General features: G+C 76.0%; 16 protein-coding genes and 1 pseudogene. 5 read left to right on the plus strand and 12 right to left on the minus strand.

Annotation, left to right across the window (positions count from 1 at the left end; genetic code table 11):
• Positions 1–80: 80 nt before the first annotated feature.
• The 5 genes from ABT263_RS20625 to ABT263_RS20645 form a co-directional block, all read right to left on the minus strand.
• Positions 81–437, minus strand: a complete 357-nt coding sequence (locus ABT263_RS20625; RefSeq protein ID WP_352291954.1) for a hypothetical protein — start codon at positions 435–437, stop codon at positions 81–83.
• A gap of 132 nt (positions 438–569) precedes the next feature.
• A complete protein-coding gene (locus ABT263_RS20630; protein WP_352291956.1) occupies positions 570–731 on the minus strand; it encodes a hypothetical protein in 162 nt (53 codons plus the stop codon).
• A gap of 286 nt (positions 732–1017) precedes the next feature.
• Entirely contained in the window at positions 1018–2238 is a 1221-nt protein-coding gene (locus tag ABT263_RS20635) for a cytochrome P450 (RefSeq protein WP_352291958.1), read from the minus strand.
• Between the two features lie 263 nt (positions 2239–2501).
• Entirely contained in the window at positions 2502–2741 is a 240-nt protein-coding gene (locus ABT263_RS20640; protein WP_352291960.1) for a ferredoxin, read from the minus strand.
• Between the two features lie 181 nt (positions 2742–2922).
• Positions 2923–4491, minus strand: coding sequence for an ATP-dependent DNA ligase (locus tag ABT263_RS20645; protein WP_352291962.1), 1569 nt, complete (start codon positions 4489–4491; stop codon positions 2923–2925).
• Positions 4492–4813: 322 nt separating this feature from the next.
• On the opposite strand from ABT263_RS20645, the gene ABT263_RS20650 reads away from it, so the two are divergent.
• The 3 genes from ABT263_RS20650 (at position 4814) to ABT263_RS20660 (ending at position 7857) form a co-directional block, all read left to right on the plus strand.
• Complete coding sequence (locus ABT263_RS20650; protein WP_352291964.1) at positions 4814–4981, plus strand: hypothetical protein; 168 nt, start codon at positions 4814–4816, stop codon at positions 4979–4981.
• Positions 4982–5142: 161 nt separating this feature from the next.
• On the plus strand, positions 5143–6135 hold the full coding sequence (locus ABT263_RS20655) for a CAP domain-containing protein (protein ID WP_352291966.1): 993 nt from the start codon (positions 5143–5145) through the stop codon (positions 6133–6135).
• 123 nt (positions 6136–6258) lie between these two features.
• Positions 6259–7857, plus strand: coding sequence for a sigma-70 family RNA polymerase sigma factor (locus tag ABT263_RS20660; protein WP_352291968.1), 1599 nt, complete (start codon positions 6259–6261; stop codon positions 7855–7857).
• A 49-nt stretch (positions 7858–7906) separates the two neighbouring features.
• Here ABT263_RS20660 and ABT263_RS20665 read toward each other — a convergent pair whose 3' ends face one another.
• Both ABT263_RS20665 and ABT263_RS20670 read right to left on the minus strand, forming a co-directional pair.
• On the minus strand, positions 7907–8158 hold the full coding sequence (locus tag ABT263_RS20665; RefSeq protein WP_352291970.1) for a hypothetical protein: 252 nt from the start codon (positions 8156–8158) through the stop codon (positions 7907–7909).
• 50 nt (positions 8159–8208) lie between these two features.
• Positions 8209–8502, minus strand: coding sequence for a hypothetical protein (locus ABT263_RS20670; protein ID WP_352291972.1), 294 nt, complete (start codon positions 8500–8502; stop codon positions 8209–8211).
• A gap of 254 nt (positions 8503–8756) precedes the next feature.
• Between ABT263_RS20670 and ABT263_RS20675 the strand changes: the two genes are divergently transcribed.
• On the plus strand, positions 8757–9857 hold the full coding sequence (locus ABT263_RS20675) for a baeRF3 domain-containing protein (protein WP_352291974.1): 1101 nt from the start codon (positions 8757–8759) through the stop codon (positions 9855–9857).
• 481 nt (positions 9858–10338) lie between these two features.
• On the opposite strand, the gene ABT263_RS20680 is transcribed toward ABT263_RS20675, so the two are convergent.
• The 4 genes and pseudogenes from ABT263_RS20680 to ABT263_RS20695 form a co-directional block, all read right to left on the minus strand.
• Positions 10339–11286, minus strand: coding sequence for a hypothetical protein (locus ABT263_RS20680; protein WP_352291976.1), 948 nt, complete (start codon positions 11284–11286; stop codon positions 10339–10341).
• Positions 11273–11794 (minus strand): annotated as a pseudogene (locus ABT263_RS20685) (SigE family RNA polymerase sigma factor). The gene ABT263_RS20680 and the pseudogene ABT263_RS20685 overlap by 14 nt, the downstream one beginning before the upstream one ends.
• Before the next feature lie 463 nt (positions 11795–12257).
• Complete coding sequence (locus ABT263_RS20690) at positions 12258–13778, minus strand: M1 family metallopeptidase (protein WP_502885832.1); 1521 nt, start codon at positions 13776–13778, stop codon at positions 12258–12260.
• Between the two features lie 491 nt (positions 13779–14269).
• Positions 14270–14794: a GNAT family N-acetyltransferase gene (locus ABT263_RS20695; protein WP_352291978.1), complete on the minus strand. Its 525-nt coding sequence runs from the start codon at positions 14792–14794 to the stop codon at positions 14270–14272.
• 210 nt (positions 14795–15004) lie between these two features.
• Between ABT263_RS20695 and ABT263_RS20700 the strand changes: the two genes are divergently transcribed.
• Entirely contained in the window at positions 15005–15949 is a 945-nt protein-coding gene (locus tag ABT263_RS20700) for a polysaccharide deacetylase family protein (protein WP_352291980.1), read from the plus strand.
• A 60-nt stretch (positions 15950–16009) separates the two neighbouring features.
• On the opposite strand, the gene ABT263_RS20705 is transcribed toward ABT263_RS20700, so the two are convergent.
• Positions 16010–16447 carry a YchJ family protein gene (locus ABT263_RS20705; RefSeq protein ID WP_352291981.1) on the minus strand — a complete coding sequence of 146 codons (438 nt, stop codon included), beginning with the start codon at positions 16445–16447 and terminating at the stop codon, positions 16010–16012.
• Between the last annotated feature and the right edge of the window lie 325 nt (positions 16448–16772).

The following is a 16772-nucleotide window of genomic DNA, read 5'->3' on the forward strand; positions in this document are numbered from 1 at the left end:
GGCCGCCCGCCCCCCCCCCCCCGCGGCGCCCCCCCCCCCCCCCCCCGCCCCGCGCCCCCCCCCCCACCCCCGTGTGCGCCTCAGACGCCGGGCGCCTGCGGGGCGGAGGCCCCGCGCCCGGTCTTCACGGTGTTGACCATGGCCTGGTGGATCGCCCGCGCCGTGATCTCGTCCGTCGCCGGCACGGGGCTGCCGGCCACGGTGTACCAGTCCAGCGCCCCGGTGTACTGCACGGTCAGCCGGGCCTCGCCGTCCACCCACGTGGTGTGCACGGTGAGGTCGCCGGAGATCGGGCCGACCTCGGCGGTGGTGACTCCGCCCGGTCCGCTGATGATCGACTGAGTGGTCCAGGTGGCCCAGGACGCCCGCGGGTCCCCGGGCCTCCCGGTCGGCCGTCCGCCCTGCGCCGCTGATGCGCTCTGCTGCTGCTCGCTCATGCGCCCATCCTTCCCCGCCGGGCCGCCGCCGAGCGGGCAGCGACACCCGCGGTCGCTGAGGCCGCCCGTCCGGCGGGCGGCCTCGTGGAGATCCTTCGTCCTGGAAGGTCAGAGATCCTTCGTCCTGGAAGGTCAGCTGTACGCCTCGGGCTCCTCCAGAGGTGCGCCCTCCGCCTGCGAGGTGTCCTGCGCGTGCTGGTTCTGCATCGAGGTGATGCCCTCCTCGGGGTCGGCCGCGCGGATGTCCTCCTCCCGATCGACGCTCACCTCGGACCGTGCGCTCATATCGGTCATCGCGGGCTCCGTCTCCTCGGCCGGCCGGGGTCGCCCGAGAGCACCACAGCCTGCCGTGGTGCGGGCCGGCCGCCGGGCCGGGCTCCTGCTTCGCCCCTCCAGCCTGCCTCGGTGCCCGCGCCACGGCCAACCGAGCCCGGGAGCCCGTGCGCCGGGGCCGACCGGGCTCCGCGGTCGCGGCCGACCGGATCGGCCGCGACCGGACGGGTGCCTGCGTCACCCCTTCTGCCCGGCCGAGCCCGCGTCATGCCCGTTCCGGGGCGTGGATCCGCTCCGGTGGCGGGTCTCACCAGGCGATCGGCAGTGCCTTCAGGCCGTAGATGAACGCGTCCGAACGGAAGGTGAGCTCGCTCTCCGGCACGGCGAGCCGCAGCCCGGGCAGCCGGTGGAAGAGCGTGGCGAGGGCGATCTGGAGCTCCGCCCGGGCCAGCGGCTGGCCCAGGCACTGGTGCACGCCGAAGCCGAACGCGAGGTGGCGCCGGGCGTCCCGGTCCACGTCCAGCTCGTCGGCGGGGAGGTGGCCGGGGGCGCCGAAGAGCTCCTCGTCCCGGTTGGCGGTGGAGAGCATCGCGACCACCCCGTCGCCGGCCCGGATCCGGACGCCGCCCAGCTCGACGTCCTCCAGCGCCAGTCGGGGCAGCCCCATGTGGATGATGGTGAGGTGGCGCAGCAGCTCCTCGACCGCGCCGGGGACGGCCGCCGGGTCGGTCAGCCGCGCGGCCTGCGCGGGGTGGCGCAGCAGCAGGAGGGTGGAGAGTCCGATCATGTTGGCGGTGGTCTCGTGGCCGGCGACCAGCAGCAGCATGCCGGTGGCGGCGATCTCGCGGAGGCTGAGGTCGTCGCGGGCGGCGAGCCGGCTGAGGATGTCGTCGCCGGGGCGGCGCCGCTTCTGCGCGGCGAGGCCGCCGAGGTAGTCGAGCAGCTCGGTCTGGGCCCGGCGCACCTCGGCCTCCGCCACCGTGGTGCTGACCAGGACGCGGCTGAGTTCCTGGAACATCTGCCGGTCCTCGTACGGGACGCCCAGCAGCAGGCAGATCACCAGGGAGGGCACCGGCAGCGCGAAGTCGCCGACCAGGTCGGCGGGGGCACCGGACGCGGTCATGCGGTCGAGGGCCTCGTCGACGATCTGCTGGACCTCGGGGCGCATCGCCTCGACCCGCTTGACCAGGAAGTCCCCGGTGACCATGCGGCGCAGCCGGGAGTGCTCGGGGTCGTCGAGGCGGAGGAAGTTGGGGTTGGCGGCGAGGATCGCCCGCCGGCCGGGGGTGAAGGACGGGAACTCCGGACGGCGGACGTCCGCGCTGAAACGGCGGTCGGAGAGCAGCGAGCGGACCTCGTGGTAGCCGGTCACCAGCCAGCAGGAGGAGCCGTCCAGCAGCGCGGCGCGGGTGACGGTGCCCGCGCGGGCGGCCTCGGTGTAGACGGGGGGCGGGCTGAACGGGCAGACGCCGTCGTGCGGGGCGGGCAGCAGCGGGGCGGGGGCGGGGGCGGTGGGCGTGCTCGTCAAGGTGGGGTCTCCTCGCGTGGCGGAGCGATGGGCGGCAGGGCGGGCGGCAGCGGACGGGCGGCGGGCCCCGGGGGGTGGACACGCGGGCCCGTCCGGCGGCCGGGAACCGCACGCCGGGTGACGTGGGGAAGGCCGCCGTGGGCGGCGGCCGGTGGGGGCGCCGGACCGGTCGGGCCCGGCGGGTGGTCAAGGAGGGCGACGGACGCTCAAGGAGGCCGGCGGGCGGCCCGCGGCGGGCGGGAGCACCGGCCCGGCGGCGGGCCCTAACCGGCCGCGGGGCCCGTCTGCTCCCGGTCTCTCTCCGGAGCCTCCTCGGCGACGGTGATCGCGCCGCCCGGGCAGAGCTCGGAGGCCAGCCGCACGTCGGCGAACCGCGCCGGCGGCAGAACGGTCAGACGGAGCCTCACCAGGCCGTCGTGGTCGTCCTGTTCGAAGACCTCCGGCGCCGTGACGACGCACTGGCCGGAGCTGCAGCAGCGGTCCTGGTCGATGCTCACCTGCATGTACGGACACCTCTCAGTGGTGTGGCACCGGATCGCCCGGGCCGGCCGCCCCCCGCCGTCCACGCCAACGTAGCCGTCGCTCTGTCGCACACGAAGGGTGCGTCGCCATACTCGTGCAGAATGGCCGATTCCACACTCAACCCGAACAAAGCTCTGGCAAAGGCGGTTTGACCGACCGTCATCACCCTTCCGAGGCGGGGCCGGCCCCGCTGAGCCCCTCCGCCGCGGCGATCTCCCGGACGGTGGCCACGGTGTCCGCCTCGTCCGCGCTCTTGTCGGGCCGGTAGCGCAGCACCCGGGCGAACCGCAGGGCCAGCCCGGCGGGATAGCGGGGGCTGCGCTGGACGCCGTCGAAGGCGATCTCCACGACGAGTTCCGGCCGTACCCGCACGGTGTACGAGTCCCGTTCGACCTCCCGGGCGAGGAGTTCGGTGGTCTGGCGGGCGAGCGTCTCGTCGGTCAGGCCCTTGAAGGTCTTGCCGAGCATCACCCAGGGCCCGAGGCCGGGCTCGCCGGCGGCCCGGGCGCCGAGGTGCAGGTTGCTGAGGAAGCCGTGCCGTCGGCCGCTGCCCCACTCGGCGGCGAGCACCACGAGGTCCAGGGTGTGCCGGGGCTTGACCTTGATCCACCCGGCTCCGCGCCGGCCGGCCGCGTAGCCGGCCGCGGGGTCCTTGGCCAGCACGCCCTCGTGGCCCAGCGCCAGGGTGTCCCGGAAGAAGGCCAGGGCGGCCTCGCGGTCCGCCGTCCCGGTGCGCGCCACCCGCAGGGCGGCCGGCACCGACTCGTCGAGGGCCGCCCAGCGGTCCAGCCCAGGCCGGTCCACGAAGTCCACGCCGTCGCGGTGCAGCAGGTCGAAGAAGTAGGCGTTGAGCGGCACTTCGGCGCGCAGCCGGTCCGGGTCCTGCCGGGAGGCGGTCCGCGCGGCGGTCTCCTGGAACGGCCGGGGGCGGCCGTCGGGGCCGAGCGCGATCGCCTCGCCGTCCAGCACCGCCGAGCGGACCGGCAGGGCGAGGGCCGCCTCGACCACCTCGGGCACCCGGGCGGTGATGTCGTCCAGGCTCCGGGTGAACACCGCGACGTCCCGGCCGTCCCGGTGCACCTGGATCCGGATGCCGTCCAGCTTCCACTCCAGCGTGGCCGGGCCGATCCGGTCGAGCGCGGCGGCGACGTCCGGAGCCGAGGCGGCCAGCATCGGCCGGACCGGGCGGCCGACCTCCAGCCGGAACGCCTCCAGGGCGGGCACGCCGCCGGTCAGCGCGGCCTCGGCCACGGCGCGGGCCGAACCCCGGAACATCAGCGCCCGCCGCACCGCCGCCGCCGGGACGCCCGCGGCCTGGGCGACGGCGTCGGCCACCACCGCGTCCAGCGCGCCCTGGCGCAGCTCGCCCACCAGTACCGCCCGCAGGAACGCCTGCTCGACCTCGGTGGCCCGCCCGAACAGCTCGGCCAGCAGCCGCTGCCGCTCGGCCCTGGCGCCCGGGCCGTGCACCGCGGCGATGGCCTCCAGGGCCTGCTCGGTCTCCCGGACGCCCCAGGACGGCTCGGCGACGGCGGGCGGCAGGTCGCGCAGGGCCGCCGGTCCGATGCCGGTGCGCAACCGGTGGGCCTCTCCGGAGAGCAGGGCCACCGCCGCCGGGGCCTCGGCCGGGCCGAGTTCGCGCAGGCAGTCCGCCAGCAGCGTGGTCTTGGCCCGGCGACCGGGCTCGCCCGCCACGGCGCGGGAGGTCAGGGCCAGGTGCCGGAGCAGCATGGGGGCTCCTCGATGGGGGCTCGGCGCCGGTCGGACCCGAGAACCGGGCGGACCCGAGAACCGGCCGGACCCGAGCGCGGGCCGGAGGTCGTACCGGGGCCGACCGGGACGCGGGAGGCACGGATCGGACCGGCGAACGGATCGGGCGGGGAGGCTCCAGCATCCGCGACGCGGCCCGTTCCGGATCGCAGGACACGCCCCGGGCGCGGCCGGAGGGATTGCGCCACCGCGTAGCGCACCGGCCGGGCCTCGTGGCCGTACCGTCCAGTGGACGGGATCCGACGGCCCGTCATGCCCCGCGGACGTCCGGGTCGGCGCTGCGGTGGAGGCGCCGCTCGCCCGGCTCAGGGCGATCGCCGCCGGGCGCGGCCGGCACGCCGTCCGGTGGAGCACCGGCGACGACGGCCACCGGGCCCGCGGCACGGACGGCCAGGTCCCCATCCGGACCATGTTCGTGACCTACGCCATGGCGCCGGACGCCGCCGGCTGACAGGCTCCGGAAGCCTCGGTCCCCCCCGGTCCGACCGGCCCGATCGGTCCCAGGCCGGAGCATCGGAAATTCGTTCGTACTTTCTGTTATCGGCGCGCCGCCGGGGGGTCTCCCAGGTGTCGGCACCCGTACCGGCCGGCCCGAACAGGAAGTGTGCCCAGGTGAACAGCGAAGACAGGACGACGATCCTCCCCGCCGTCGGGGGCCCGGACGCCTCCGACGGCGGCCGCGCGGCACGGCGCGCGGCCGACCGCCACCGGGGGCGCGGCCGTCGGGGCCGCCGCCGTCGCAGCGTCGGCCCGGTGGTGGCCGTGGTCGCCGCGGTGGCGGGTACCGGGGTGATCGCCGCGCTGGCCGGCGCCGGGTACGGCTACTACCACGGGTCCGCCGACCGGGACGGGCAGTGGACGGTGGCCCTGGACCCGCAGATCGCGGCGGAGGCCGGGGACCACAACGGGATCCAGATCCCCGGGTCCGGTGTCATCGACCCGGCGCTGAAGCCCTCGCCCACCGACAGCCCCTCCGCCGCCGACCCGGCCCACGCCGCCACCGCGACTCCGGCGCCGTCCGACCCGGCCGCCGCGGGCCAGAGCCCCTCGGCCGGTGCCGCCGCGACGACCGCGTCCGCCCCGGCCACGGCCTCGGCGACCGCCAAGCCGACCTCCACCGCGAGCGCCGGCACCGCCCCGAAGGCCTCGACGAGCGCGGCCGCGACGCCGCCCCGGACCACCGCGGCCCCCGCGAGCGGCGCCCCCGCGGGTGGCACCTCGGCCCAGTACGTCCAGCAGGTCGTGGACCTGGTCAACGCCCAGCGCGCCCAGAACGGGTGCGGACCGCTCACCGCCGACTCCCGGCTGGCCACCGCCGCCCAAGGCCACAGCGAGGACATGGCGGCCCGCAACTACTTCGACCACGCCAGCCCCGAGGGTCGGCACGCGGACTACCGGATCGAGGCGACCGGCTACCGCTGGAGCAGCTGGGGCGAGAACATCGCCCGCGGTCAGAAGGACCCGGCCGCCGTGATGGACGCCTGGATGAACAGCCCCGGCCACCGCGCCAACATCCTGAACTGCTCCTTCAAGCAGATCGGCGTCGGTGTGAAGACCGGCTCCGGCGGCCCCTGGTGGACCCAGGTCTTCGCCTCCCCGTCCTGATCTCCGCGCCCCCGCTCGAACCCCCGTTTCCGAATCCGCGCGAATTGTTGTTATCTGAGCACTTCCCCGAGGTCTCCCAGGAGGCAACGGCGGACGGATGACGGCAAGACGGAGTGCGTACCCATGAACGTTGACGTGCAGAGCAGGACCGGGACGACCCTGGTGCTGGCGGCCCAGTCCGGCGACCGGCAGGCCCAGGAGGCGCTGGTCGCCGCCTGGTTGCCGCTGGTCTACAACGTCGCCGGCCGTGCGTTGAACGGCCACGCCGACGTCGACGACGTGGCCCAGGAGACCATGATCCGGGCGCTGGACGGCCTGGACGGGCTGCGCGACCCCGAATCCTTCCGCTCCTGGCTGGTCGCGATCACCATGAACCAGGTCCGCCGGCGCTTCACCGGCCAGCAGCAGAGCACCGTCGGCGGCCTCGACGAGGCGTGGGAGCTCGCCGACCCGCGGGCCGACTTCACCGACCTCACCATCCTGCGGCTGGGGCTGTCCGGCCAGCGCCGCGAGGTCGCCGAGGCCACCCGCTGGCTGGACCCGGACGACCGGGAGCTGCTCGCGCTCTGGTGGCTGGAGGCCTGCGGCGAACTCAGCCGGGCCGAACTCGCCGAGGCGCTCGACCTGACGCCGCAGCACACCGCGGTCCGGGTCCAGCGGATGAAGAAGCAACTGGAGGCGGGCCGGGTGGTGGTCCGCGCGCTCACCGCCTACCCGCGCTGCGCGGAGCTGGTCGAGCTGACGGCGGGCTGGGACGGCACCCCGGACTCGGTGTGGCGCAAGCGCATCGCCCGGCACATCCGGGGCTGCGCCGGCTGCGACGGGCTCGGCCGGGACCTCTTCCCCGCCGAGGGCCTGCTGGCCGGCCTGGCGCTGGTGCCGATCCCGCTGGACTCGCCCACCGGGCTGCAGCTCCAGGCCGCGGCCGCCGCGGCCGGCTCCCCGCCGCCGGGCTCCGCCGGCGGGCCGGGGGGCGGTGCCACGGGCTCCGGGGGAGCGTCCGGACCGGGGGGAGCGAAGGGCCGGTTCGGCCCGATCCGGCGCCGGACGGCCGTCGCGGGCGGTACGGCCGCGGTGCTGGCCGTCGCGACCCTCGCCCTGGTCTGGCCGCATCCGCGACCCGAGCACGCCGCGCCCGAACCGACCACCCCGAGCGCCGCGCCCGACACCCTGCCCGACAGCCTGCCGGTGCCCGCGATACCCGTGCAGTCCGTACCGGAACCGCCCGTCACCGAGACCCCGGCGGCCCCGCCGGCGCCGACCTCGACACCCACCGAGCCGCCGGTGGCCGTCACCCCGCCGCCGTCCCCGGTGACCGCGCGCCCGGCCACGCCGCCCAGCCCGGAGCGCCAGCTGGTCGACCTCGTCAACGCCGAGCGTGCCAAGGTCGGCTGCGCCCCGCTGCGGATCGACCCCAAGCTGCACGCGGCGGCGCAGAAGCACTCGGACGACATGGTGGCCCGGAGCTACTTCGACCACGTCAACCCCGACGGCGCCCGCGCGGACGCCCGGCTGTCGGCGGCCGGCTACCGCTGGTCCCAGTGGGGCGAGAACCTCGACCGGGGCCCGACCGCCCCCGCCACCGTGGTCTCCCGCTGGATGGACGGCGGGATCCACCAGTCGAACATGCTGGACTGCGGCTTCAAGGACGTGGGCATCGGCGTGACCACCGGGCCCGGCGGCCTCTACTGGACCCAGGACCTCGGCGCCCCGCTCGGCTGACCACCGAGCGCCGGTACCGCCGGGACGGCCGCTACCGCCCGGACCGGCGTCAGGACGGCAGGCCGATCAGGCCGTCCGCCTGACCGGTCACGTGACCGGTGGCCTCGCCGAGCACCCCGCCGGCGTCGCCGACCTGCCCCGGCAGGGCGTCCGGCGCGGCGTTCAGCGTGCCGCCCTGCTGGAGCGGGCCGGACAGGTCCCCCTGGCCGCCGATCGCGCCCGCGTGCGCGCTGGGAGCGGTGAGGGAGGCCACGACACCCACGGCGAGCGAGGCGACGGCGAGCAAGCTGCGCTTCTTCATGCCCCGCCCAACGACACTGCGCCACCCGGGTTACGGCCGGGCCGCCGGCTTCACCCGTCCTCGTCACGCGGGCGGGGGCCGAGTCCGGCGAGCGCGGCGTCGATCGGTACCAGCCGGGGGTGCTCCGGGCCGAGCCGGGCGGCCAGCACCGCCCGTGCCTCGACGAACAGCCCGCGGGTCCGCGCGTCCTGTCCGGCGGCCGCCACCACCCGGCCCAGCCGCCACCGGTTCTCCGCCCACGCGGGGTGGTCGTGGCCGTGCACCCGCCGGTGCAGCTCCGCCGCCTCGGCCGGCGCCCGCCGCGCGTCGCGCTCAGCGTAGGGGCTGGGCCCGCCGTACGGCATAACTATCCGCCGATCAGAGGGTTCTGATTACGACTCAGCTGAGCGGCGGATCCTCCGCGAGCGGGGGCGGGCCTCCCGGTGGGTCCGGTGCGCCCGGTCCCACCGTGGATACGGACACCTTTTCGGTGGCGGCGGGCATAGGAGCGGGTTTGGATGGGGAGGGGTGGAGAGGCAAATCCGGCAAAGCTGGCAAACCATAAGAGAATCTGATTCTGCCGAGCATGTCGAGGCAACCGCGACAAGAAGGGCATCCGATGCACGCAGCCGAGCTCACGCCTGCCGTCCTCGCCGAACTGCGCCGCCCCCGGCGCTACCCGGCCGTCTCCATCCTGCTGCCCACCCACCGAAGCGAGCCCGACAACGCCCAGGACCCGGTGCGCCTGCGCAATCTGATCGCGGAGGCCAAGAACCGGCTGCACGCGGACGAGGCCGTGTCCCGGGCGGACCGGCTGGACGTGGTGGAGCAGTTGGACCGGGCCCTGCGGGAGATCGACCTGGTGCACGCCGAGGACGGTCTGGCGATCTTCGTGGCGCCCGGCGAGCACCAGGTCTGGTCGCTGCCCCGGAGCGTCGCCGCCCGGGTGGTGTTCTCCGAGACCTTCCTGACCCGCAACCTCGTCTCCGCCTACGCGGCCGGCGCGCCGTACTGGGTGCTGACGGTCGCCGCCGACCGGGTCGCGCTGTTCGGCGGTACGGCGTCGCGGCTGGCCGAGCACACGGCGGGCGCCTTCCCCCTGGACCAGGTCGGCCCGGACTGGGACGTCGAGCGCAAGGAGCGGATCGGCGACGTGCCGAGCACCTTCCGCGACGAGGAGACCAGGCGCTTCCTGCGGGACGCGGACACCGCGCTGGCCGCGGTCCTGGAGGCCGACGCGCGCCCGCTGTACGTGCTCGGCGAGGCCGCCGCGCTCGCCCTGCTGGACGAGGTCGGCACCGCCGTGAAGCGGGCCGCCGCCCAGGTGCCGCGCGGCGGCCTGGGGCACGCCTCGGCCGCCGCCGTCGCCGAGGCCGTCCGCCCCATCGTCGCGAAGCAGGAGCAGCAGGCCGTCGCCGAACTCCACGCGCGGCTCGACTCGGCCCAGAGCGTCAAGGCGCTGGCCGCCGGCATCGACGAGGTCTGGCAGAACGTGAACGAGGGCCGGGCCGCGCTGCTGGCGGTCGAAGAGGACTACTGGGAGCCGGTGCGGGTCACGGACAGCCACCTGGTGCCCACCACCGCCGACGAGCCGGACGTCCGCGACGACATGGTCGACGAGATCGTCGAGCGCGCCCTGGACACCGGCGCCAAGGTGCAGTTCGTCCCCTCCGGCGAGCTCGCCGGCCGTGACCGGATCGCCGCCGTGCTGCGCTACTGACCACCGTCCGCCCCGGGCCCGGTCGGTCACCCCGGCCGGGCCCGGGGCTGTCTGCCGCCCGCGACCCGCGGTCCCGCCGCCGTCGGAGGACGGATGTCCGGCCCGCCGCCGAGGACGTCGAGGGGCGGGCGGCCGTCAGCGGGATCCTTCGCCCGGCGGCGGCGTTCCGGTCACCACCAGGGCCTGCCGGGCCGCTGCGGTGAGCCGCCCCGGTCGGGGGCCGGACCGGCGGCCCGGCAGGCCCGCCGGGGCCGGTTCGCGGGGTGTCGGCGGCGCCGGGTGCACCGGGGCGGGGGCTCGGCCGCGGCCCGGGTCGCCGGGGGTCCGGGCCGCGGCGGCGCGGACGGGGCGGCCGCCGGGCCCGCGGTGGCGGGCGCGCAGCCCAGTAGGAGCAGCATCAGGCCGACGAGGGTGCGACGGGGCAGGGCCATGGTGGGACCGCCTTCGGGATGCGGGGTGGGCGGAGCGGGGCCGGGCGCGTTCAGTCGACCAGGCTGCCGTCGGCGACCCCCGAGGCGCCGCCGGTGATCCGGACGGAGTCGACGATCTTCTGGACCAGGCCCAGGGTCCGGGTGGACGCGTGGTTCAGGCAGGCGGTCAGCTCGACCACCGCCACGGCGTCGCCCAGCGCGATGGTCCGGTGCCCGGTGAGCTGGCTGGTGCCGCCGCGGAGGCTGCACTCCTTGTCGATCGTGGAGTCCTGCACGGCCATCGTGGTCCCCGCGATCTTCCCGAGGTAGGCCGGGTCCCTGAGCAGGGTCATGCTGACGAGTGCGCCGTCGGTCGCCAGGGCGGTGAGGGGCGTGCAGTAGCCCGGCTCGGACGCGCACTCGGGCCCGCCCGCCAGCGGTTGGCTGGCCGTGTACCCGGTGGCGCGCAGCGGGTCGGGGGAGCGCACGACCAGGGTGGACCAGCCCGGCGGCACCCGGATGATCACACTATTGAGTTCCGGGTACCGGACGGCCTGCCAGTCGTCCTCGGCGACGGGCAGGGAGCTCGGGGAGACGCTCGGCGCCGGGCTCGCGCCCTCCGGTGGCAGGCTCGGCGACGGGGCCCCGTTCCCGGGTGCGTCGGCGGCCGGTCCGCCCGCCGAGGGGCGCAGGGCGGTGTGCGTCGGCGCGGGGGCGATGGCCGGGGCGGCGGCCAGCGCGGCGGCGAGCAGGCCCCCGGTCAGCCCGACCCCGAGCCCGGCCGCCCGGCGCCGGCGGCGGTTGCGGGCGGCGAGTTCGCGGATCCGGTCCATCCGGTCGGCGGGCGCGGGCAGGTGCGGGGCGGCCCGCTGCAGCAGCACGCGCAGCTCGTCCTCCACCTCGGCGTCCGCCATCGAGAGGCCGTCGGGGGCGCCGAGCACGGGGTCGCCGAAGCCGGGGTGTCCGGGCCAGGGGTGTCCGGGCCGGCGGTCGGGGCGGTCGGGGTCAGACCAGGTCACGGCGTCCCCCCTCCAGCAGCAGCTCCCGGGTGGGCATCTTGCCGCGCAGGGCCTGCAGCGCCCGGTGCGTCTGGCTCTTGACCGTGCCCGTGGTACAGCCGAGTGCCTCGGCGGTCTCCTCGACGCTCAGGTCCTCGAAGTACCGCAGCACGACCACCGCGCGCTGCCGCGGCGGGAGTGCCCGGACGGCGGCGGCCACCACCTCGCCGACCACCAGCTCCTCGAACGGGTCCGAGGTCACGGGCTGCTCCGGCAGTTCGCCGTGCGGCAGTTCCCCGTGCCAACGGCGCCGCCACCAGGAGACGTGCGAGTTCACCAGCACCCGCCGGACGTACGCCTCCGGCCGGTCGATCGCGATCTACTCCCACCGGGGCCAGACCTTGGCGAGCGCCGTCTGCAGCAGGTCCTCGGCGAGGTGCGGATCGCCGGTCAGCAGCCAGGCCATCCGCAGCAGGCGCGGGCTGCGGGCGGCGACGAACTCCTCGAAGTCCGGTGTCGCATCCCTCATCGTGCCGCCCCCGCCATGGTGCTCCCGTCGGTCCCGCCGTCATCGCCGGCCGTGGTGGCCGTGCCGTCGTCGTCCTACTCACGGCTGCTGAACGCGATGGGAGGTCGAACGGGTTGCCTGCCGGAAGGGCACATCTTCCAGCAGTGCGTCGCGGACCGGCGCCGCGGCCCCCGCCGGGCGTCGCGGGCGGGGCCTCGGCACCGTCCGGAGCGGGTCGGCGGGGCCGGCCACCGCGCGGAGCTTGGACGGCCCGCGAGCCGGCCGGAACTCGGCCGGGCGGCGGGCGGGCCGTGTGACCACGATGCGCCCGCGGACCCCCGTCGTACAGGGCGCGCGATGGGCGCCCGAGCGCACCGGACCGGCGCGCTCCGGCGTACGGCGGGGCGGTGGCGACGGTGGCTGGCCGGGAGGCGGGGAGGGGAGCCCGCCTTCCGGCCGGCCGGCACCCCGGAGGGGAACCGGCTCAGAGCGTCCCGCTGCCGCGCGTCGCCGGGGCGGACCGGTCGGCGGCGCGGTCGGTCGGCGTGACCGGCGTGACGGTCCAGTCCGGGTGGCCCGGCATGGCCGGGGTCCGGTCGCCGTAGAGCCACTCGGTGAGGAAGGCGGTGAGGTCCTGGCCGGACACCTCCGAGGCGGTCCGGATGTAGTCCGCGGTGGTGGCCGTGCCGTCCCGGTGCTGTCGGAGGAACGTTCGCTCGATCCGGTCGAAGGCGGCCGCCCCGACCCGCTCGCGCAGGGCGAACAGCACCAGGGCCCCGCCGGTGTACCGCTGGCTGTCGAAGAGGTCGGCGGCGGTCGGCGCGGCGACCGGGCCGGAGTCGTGGCGCCACTGGTCGCCCTTGGCGTACACGTCGCGCATCCGGTCGGTGAGGGTGGCGAAGCCGCCCGAGTCCGGCCAGCCGCGCTCGTAGCGGTACATCAGGCCGTAGAAGTCGGCGTGGCCCTCGTTCAGCCAGAGGTCCGCCCAGGTGCGCGGCGAGACGCTGTCGCCGAACCACGAGTGCACCAGCTCGTGCATCATGTGCGAGCCGATCAGGGGCTCGGGCTGGCGCAGGAAGTTCGGCTTGTAGAGGGTGAGGGTCTGCGTCTCCAGCCCGGTGAAGCCGAAGGCCGCCGGGTCGTCGGTGTTGGCGGGCAGCAGCCCGTACGTCTCGAACGGGAAAGCCCCGAGGTGCTGCTCGGCCCAGGTCAGCTGCCCCGGGGTGAGCGCGAGGGCGGGCTCCAGATCGGCGGCGCGCGCGGTCGGGACGACGTCTCGCAGGGGCAGCCCGTCCGGGCCGGTGCGCTCGCGCACCGTGTAGTCGCCGACCGACACCTGCACCAGCTCGGTGGCCATCGGCTCGCGCGAGACGTACCGGCGGGTGGTCTGCCCGCCGTCGCGCCGCTCGGTCGTGGTGAGCCGGCCGTTGGCCACCCCGTACAGGGCGTCCGGCGCGGTGACGGCGATGGTGAAGCGGGCCTTGTCGCTCGGGTGGTCGTTGCACGGGAACACGGTGTGCGCGCCGTCCGGCTGACCGGCGACCGCGAAACCGTCGGGGGTGGGGACCCAGCCGGTGTGCGGCAGCTTCGCGGCGGGGTCGGCCGAGTAGTCGACCGTCACCCGGAGCGTGGCGTCGCGGCGCACCGGACGGGCCGGGACGACGGTCAGCTTCTCGTCGTGCGCCCGGAACGCGGCCGGCCGGCCGTCGACCCGGACGGCGTGCACGTCCAGGCCGAGCGCGTCCAGCTCCAGGCTGGGCAGGGCGGTGAGCGCCCGCGCCGTCAGCACGGCGGTGCCGTCGACCGTGCGGCTGTCGGGGCGGTAGCGGAGGTCGAGGTCGTAGCCCTGCACGTCGTAGCCGGCGTTCCCGAGCCGGGGGAAGACCGGGTCACCGACGCCGGCGGCCGGAGCGTCCGCCGCGGCCGCGCCGGGCGGCACCGCGGCGCCGAGCACCGCCGTCGCGAGTGCCAGGGCGAGGACGAGGGTGGAGCGCGGCCTGGCCAGGGTGATCACCGCTTTCGTGTCGTGTCCCGGAGTGCGGCGGCGAGGTCCGCCGGTGTCGCAGGGCGACCTTTCGAGCACGGATCGTAGCGGATCGGTCGGACGGTCCGGGCGGCCGCGCGACACGCGGCGTCCCCCGGACGGCCCACCGTGGTAGCCGAGTGGCTGCGGACTGCCATAGCGTTCGAAGTGCTCCGCCCCCTGACGGACGGGGCCACGGCCGTCGGAGCACCTGGCCAGGTCCGGCGGCCGTTCTTCATGCTCTCACCCCCGCCCGCCACGCGACTCCTGGGCGGGGGCGGGAGCTGGGGACGGGAAACCGCCCCGCCGAGCCCGCTCGCCGCGAGCCGTCGCCCCGCGCGAGCCGAGGGGCGCGACGAATCTCCGGTGTGGATGCGCCGCCCGGGCTGGACTTCGGGCCCGCCGCGCGTGCTGCCCCCTCCAGCCCCCGCCCCGCCGGCCGGGGGGTGCGACCGGCGTCAACCGCCTTGCCCCTACTGCTCGGTGAGGTCCTTGCCGTACCAGACCTCGGCGTACGCCCCGCTGCTGTACGCCGGGATCTCGCGGTACCCGTGCCGGGTGTAGAGCGCCCGGGCCTCGACGAGGTCGAGCCGGGTGTCGAGCACGACGCGCTCGGCACCGAGCGCTCGGGCGCCCTCGTCCACGGCGGCGAGCAGGAGCCCGCCGCCGCCGGTGCCGCGGGCCGCGTGCCGGACGAAGACCCTGGTCAGCTCCACCGTGCGGTCGTCGAGCACCCGCAGGCCGGCGCAGGCCTGCGCGGCCCCGCCGAGGCGGCCGAGCAGGAAGAGGCCGGTCGGCTCCGCGAGGTCGTCGCTGGGGGAGTCGGCCAGACCGGTCTCGATCTCCTCGGGCGTGCCGTCCCGGCCCAGGTACAGCCGGTAGTACCGGTTGGCGACGTCGATGTAGTACGCGCGCAGCAGTGCCTGCGCCTCCTCGGAGTTCACATCGGCCCGTTCGATGGCCCAGAGGTCGTTCACGCGCGGGGTGGTGGTGGTCATGCGCCGGATTATCGGCGTCGGACGGTGCCCGGCGCGAACGGTTATCCGGGCTGGACGGCCCGGTGACCTGCGCGGACCGGTGTTGCGCCGGGTGGGTGACGGTGGGATTGGCCGGTGGGCGTGGCGGGGGAGCAGTGCTCCATGGACACACCATCAGATCATCGTATTAATGGAGGGTTGAGGGGGGGTCGCCGGGCCGGAACCGGACTCGTGGCGGCGGTCTGCCTGGCGGCGGTGATCGCCGGCTGCGCCGCGCCGACCGGACACCAGGCGCCGTCCTCGCGGGCCGGTCTGAGCGCCGCCCCCGCCCCGGCCGATCCGGCCGCCACCTCCACCGCCGAGCGGGGCGGACCCCGGCCGCCGGCCGTGCCGCTGGCGCTGCCCGGCCTGGCGCGGGCGGAGGAGGAGACCAGCAGCGAGGCGGTGGCGCGCCGGGAGACGGCCGTCCGCGAGGCGCTGGAGACCGCGCGGCGCTGGGGGGTGGACCGGCTGCCGCTGCGGGCGCCGCGGCCACCGGTGTCCAAGCCGGAGCTGAAGCCGGTGCAGGGGGTGCGGCTCCAGGACGGGCGGCCGCCGGTGGTGTACCGCGTCCCGACCGACGAGAAGATCGTCTTCCTGACCGTCGACGACGGCGCGGAGAAGGACCCGGAGTTCTCCCGGATGGCGGCGGAGCTCGGAATCCCGCTCAGCACCTTCGTCGCCGACTACCTCGCGCGCGCCGACTACGGCTACTTCCGCGACCTCGCCGCCCAGGGCGACGCGGTGAACAACCACACCATCAACCACCGCAACCTCAAGGTGCTCGGCTACGACGTGCAGCGGGACGAGATCTGCCGCCAGCAGGACCAGCTGGAGGGGCAGATCGGCACCCGGCCCCGGCTGTTCCGGCCCCCGTACGGCGAGTACAACGACGACACCCTGCGGGCCGCCGCCTCCTGCGGCATCGAGGCGGTGCCGCTCTGGAACGAGGAGGCCTTCCCCGACCACATGGAGTACCGCTACGACGACCAGCGGCTGCACGCGGGGGACATCATCCTCACCCACTTCCGGGGCCCCGACCTGTGGCCGGGCACCATGCCGGACCTGCTCCGCAAGGTCGTGAACGACGTCACCGCGCAGGGCTTCGCCCTCGCCCGGCTGGACGACTACCTGTAGCCGCCGCCGGTGCGCCGCCGGCGGCCGGTCGGGTCCGGTCCGGCCCGGTCCGGGGGCCGGTCAGTCCACCGAGAGGGCGTCCAGGTACACCCAGGCGCCCTCGTACCGGACGAAGCGGCTGTGCTCGGTCAGGATCCCCTGGTCGCGGCCCTCGGTGTAGTGGGCGCGGAAGGCGACGGTGCCCTCGGCGTGGAACCGGCCGCCGTCGGTGGTGGAGAGCACCTCCAGCGCGGTCCAGCGCAGCGTGGGATCGACGTCGATCGCGTCCGGCCGGGTGTCGGGGTGCCAGGAGCGGAGCAGGTACGCCTCGTCGTGGGCGGCGAAGGCGCTGAAGCGCGAGCGCATCAGCGCCTCGGCGGTCGGCGCGGCGGCCAGGCCCCGGTGGTAGCGGCCGCAGCAGTCGCCGTACGCGGCGGACAGGCCGCAGGGGCAGGGCGAGGAGGGCAGCAGGCGGGGTGCGGGGGTGGCGGCGCGGGGCGCGGAGCGGCGTCGGGACATGGCGTCCATTCTCACCCCTCGCGGGGCCGCCGCCGCCGCGCCCCTTCGCCCGGGCGCAGGGGCGGGTGAAGGGGCGGGTGCCGATCCGGGGGCCGGGGCGTGGCCGGGCCGGCCCGGTCCGCCGGAATCCGGGCGAAGGGCCGGACCCGCTACGGACATGTGCGTACCGCGTGAAGGCGGGCCGGATCGAGCGGTCGCGCGGCGGTGGTGCGGCCGGCCGCGTACGGCGGGCGCCGCCGAGGGGGTCGTGAGCCTTCGGAGGTGGCCGGCTGACTCTGCTTCAGGCACCGAAATGACGGGTTCAGGTCAAGACATCCGAGGTCGA

Source organism: Kitasatospora sp. NPDC001603 (genome assembly GCF_040298365.1).
Taxonomy (GTDB): Bacteria; Actinomycetota; Actinomycetes; order Streptomycetales; family Streptomycetaceae; genus Kitasatospora.

What these genes read in the sequence shown, in the direction of transcription:
- ABT263_RS20675 (WP_352291974.1), top strand. Translation starts at nt 8,757, where the DNA reads ATGCACGCAGCCGAGCTCACGCCTGCCGTCCTCGCCGAACTGCGCCGC.
- ABT263_RS20630 (WP_352291956.1), bottom strand. Translation starts at nt 731, where the DNA reads ATGACCGATATGAGCGCACGGTCCGAGGTGAGCGTCGATCGGGAGGAG.
- ABT263_RS20705 (WP_352291981.1), bottom strand. Translation starts at nt 16,447, where the DNA reads ATGTCCCGACGCCGCTCCGCGCCCCGCGCCGCCACCCCCGCACCCCGC.
- ABT263_RS20665 (WP_352291970.1), bottom strand. Translation starts at nt 8,158, where the DNA reads ATGAAGAAGCGCAGCTTGCTCGCCGTCGCCTCGCTCGCCGTGGGTGTC.
- ABT263_RS20670 (WP_352291972.1), bottom strand. Translation starts at nt 8,502, where the DNA reads ATGCCGTACGGCGGGCCCAGCCCCTACGCTGAGCGCGACGCGCGGCGG.
- ABT263_RS20645 (WP_352291962.1), bottom strand. Translation starts at nt 4,491, where the DNA reads ATGCTGCTCCGGCACCTGGCCCTGACCTCCCGCGCCGTGGCGGGCGAG.
- ABT263_RS20625 (WP_352291954.1), bottom strand. Translation starts at nt 437, where the DNA reads ATGAGCGAGCAGCAGCAGAGCGCATCAGCGGCGCAGGGCGGACGGCCG.
- ABT263_RS20695 (WP_352291978.1), bottom strand. Translation starts at nt 14,794, where the DNA reads ATGACCACCACCACCCCGCGCGTGAACGACCTCTGGGCCATCGAACGG.
- ABT263_RS20640 (WP_352291960.1), bottom strand. Translation starts at nt 2,741, where the DNA reads ATGCAGGTGAGCATCGACCAGGACCGCTGCTGCAGCTCCGGCCAGTGC.
- ABT263_RS20660 (WP_352291968.1), top strand. Translation starts at nt 6,259, where the DNA reads ATGAACGTTGACGTGCAGAGCAGGACCGGGACGACCCTGGTGCTGGCG.